The organism is Paraburkholderia sp. EG304, from assembly GCF_046543485.1.
Classification (GTDB): domain Bacteria; phylum Pseudomonadota; class Gammaproteobacteria; order Burkholderiales; family Burkholderiaceae; genus Paraburkholderia; species Paraburkholderia youngii.
Genome location: NZ_JBKGUA010000170.1, coordinates 1 through 2,780 on the forward strand (window position 1 = coordinate 1; position 2,780 = coordinate 2,780).

Genomic DNA, 2,780 nt, shown 5'->3' on the forward strand with positions numbered 1-2,780 from the left:
AGTCCGAGCATACGTTTGCGTTCGACGGATTCAACACGGCTGTCGTTCCATATGTTGGCGAAGTCATCCGCTAGGGCGCGGATACGAGTGCGAGCCTCATCGCCGAGTAGTTTCTGGTCTGACTGTCGTAAGCGATCATGTTCTTGCTGTAGTGCGTCGAGCCGACGCAGGCGGTCGTTCCAGTCGGCCTCAAGCGTATCGGCAACCATCCGGTTTGCGGGATCGACATTCATATAACGACGGCGGGCGAGTTCTGCTTCGTAACGCGCGCGCTCCAGTTGTTTCAGACGCATGGAGTTGGCTTGCTCGATACGCCCGGCGATCTCGTCTTCGACAGCGAGCGCTACTTCGATGGCGGCCGGCCCCACCGTCTCCATGAGCAATAGACCAACGGCATCATCGATTGCACGCCCACGTACCGACTGGCACGGCTTACCCGCATCGTGAGCAGCAACGTCGTGACATACGTAGTATGGTTCCAGTCTTCCGCTGACCCTCTGATAGCGCACACGCATGCGATTGCCACATCGGCCGCATATGACGCGCCCCTGTAGCAGCCCGCCTCCCTCCCGAGGGAATGTCCCTCTCACGAGCTCCGAACCAAAGCCGTTTGCACTTTGCCTTAGCGTCACCTGGTTATGCTCGAATTCGTCCCAGTCGATATAGCCGACGTGAGCGTCGCGTATTAGAACCTGCCAGTCGGATTGCGCAACCCTCAGTTGGGTACTCGTCAGGTCGGCCTTGCGTCCAGTCCTTGTGCGACCGTAAACAAACGCGCCAGCGTATCGGGGATTGTGGAGGATTTGCAGCACGCGCGACGTGTTCAGCGCTCCCCAGTGTACTTCGCCTTTACCGATCCCACGCCGTATCCGGCGCGGGAAGGACCAGCCTTCGCGACGGAACCGGCGCACAACCATGCTTGCCGAGCGCGTCTGCCTGTAGGTATCGAACAGCAGTCGCAGGCTCGCGTGGATCTGCTGATCGGGGTCAAGCACTACCGAGCCATTTGGATGGTACGTCAGCCCGATGGGAAGCGGGAGTTCGAGCTCACCACGTCGTGCCTTGTTGCGCATGCCGCCCTGCAGTCGCGCGTTTAGCACGTGTAACTCCGCTTCGCTCATGGTTCCCTTCAGACCAAGCAGTAGGCGGTCGTTGAAGTAAGCAGGATCATATACGCCGTCCTCGTCCAGAATCAGGGTGTGTGTCAGTGCCGCAAGTTCGATGAGTCGATGCCAGTCGGCATTGTTGCGAGCCAGACGGGACACTTCCAGTCCGAGTACGATCCCGGCGTGACCGATAGCGACCTCAGAAACCAGTCGCTGGAAGCCGTCCCGGTGCTCTGCGCTTGCACCTGACTGTCCCAGATCGGTATCGATGACATGGATGCGTTCTATGGGCCAACCCAGCGACACTGCGCGTTCGCGTAATGCGTACTGGCGTTTGGTACTCTCGGTGTTCTCAAAGACCTGACGAAGAGAAGATTGGCGCACGTAGAGGAAGGCATCGCGACGCAAGTGGTCGTCCGTAACCTTCTGATACCGTTCAGTAGACATGGGCGAGCTCCGAATGGGTCCGTAGAACGAGGTTGGCGAGGAGGCGTACGAACTCATTGCCGGCTGGCAATGTGTCCAAACGTTGAGCGGGGTGAGGCGTGGCAGTATCTATCGCCGCGGTTGATTGCACGAGCACAGGAAGTCCACGGAGCATTCCGTGATAGCGCAGCGCTGCGGTCCCCTCGGGGTGCGGAGTGCCGTCGATCACCGCGTCCCGTAGGGCCTCGTAAGCGACAGTCAAGGCTCGCGCGAAGGGGATCGCGGTAGTGGTTGGTTCTACGGTTTTTTTTTGCGCGCAATCGCGCGTTCTATGCTGCGAGGGTGGACCGAGATGCCGAGCTCGGATTCCAGTTGCCCGGCTAGTGCCCGGGCGTGAACCGCACCGTCGTCTTCGAGATGTCGTTCGACGAACGCCATCGCCTCGAAGGTGAGCTTGTGCGCCCCCTTGGGCCCACGCTGCTTCGGAACGAGCCCTGCTAGACCATCGCGAGCAAACGCAGCCTCGGCCTGATAGAAGGTCGGCCGGGAAACGCCGAACAGCGCTGCAGCGTCGGCCTTCGATGCGCCGTCGACGCTGACATGGCGCAGCATCTCGTACTTGACCTGAATCAGGTCCCGGGCGTCGAAGAAGTCGCTCAACTGGAACCAAGGCGCCAGCACCCTCTCTGGATGCGGGTTCAGTACGCCGAGACGCTTGAGACGTTCCAGCTTCGGGTCGGGCTTGGGCAAGATCGTGGCGCCGATACAGAGGTGAATGTAATTTAAAATATGCCGCACATGTGCAGATGTCAAGAGCCCACCACAATTGAACTGCGGCTCCACACGCCATTAAAACGTAAATTTGACTGAGTCTACCGTGCCAACAAGAACTCCGTGCGGCATAATTAAGCTTACATACGCGGCGTAATTTATTTGACACGATCCCGGACCTCCTGCCTTAGGTCGTCGATCAACGCACGCAGCCTACGAAGGTCATCGAGCCGGAAGGCCGGGCGCCCCGCCGCGGCCTGCGAGAAAAGGTCTGGCCCATCCACGTCGGTCCATGAGGCCAATATGGAGACCAGCTGGCCACGTTCGTCGTAGAACATGACACGGTCCTCTCCCCAGTTAATGCGCCGGGTAGCCAGTTGGATGCGAGTGCCGCGTAGTGGGTGAAAGGGATGGGTGATCTCGACCGTTACGGTCGCGCAACCGTCGTCACGACAAGCAGTTGCTGACTTACGATAA

General features: G+C 59.3%; 3 protein-coding genes. All 3 read right to left on the reverse strand.

What is annotated here, in order from left to right:
• Positions 1 to 1,553 (reverse strand): recombinase family protein (locus tag ACLFKU_RS42950; protein WP_410853285.1); only part of this gene is annotated, 1,553 nt, incomplete at its 3' end.
• Positions 1,554 to 1,829: 276 nt separating this feature from the next.
• Entirely contained in the window at positions 1,830 to 2,282 is a 453-nt protein-coding gene (locus tag ACLFKU_RS42955) for a helix-turn-helix domain-containing protein (protein ID WP_410853286.1), read from the reverse strand.
• A gap of 179 nt (positions 2,283 to 2,461) precedes the next feature.
• A partial coding sequence (locus tag ACLFKU_RS42960) for a DUF5372 family protein (RefSeq protein ID WP_410853287.1) occupies positions 2,462 to 2,780 on the reverse strand: 319 nt, incomplete at its 5' end.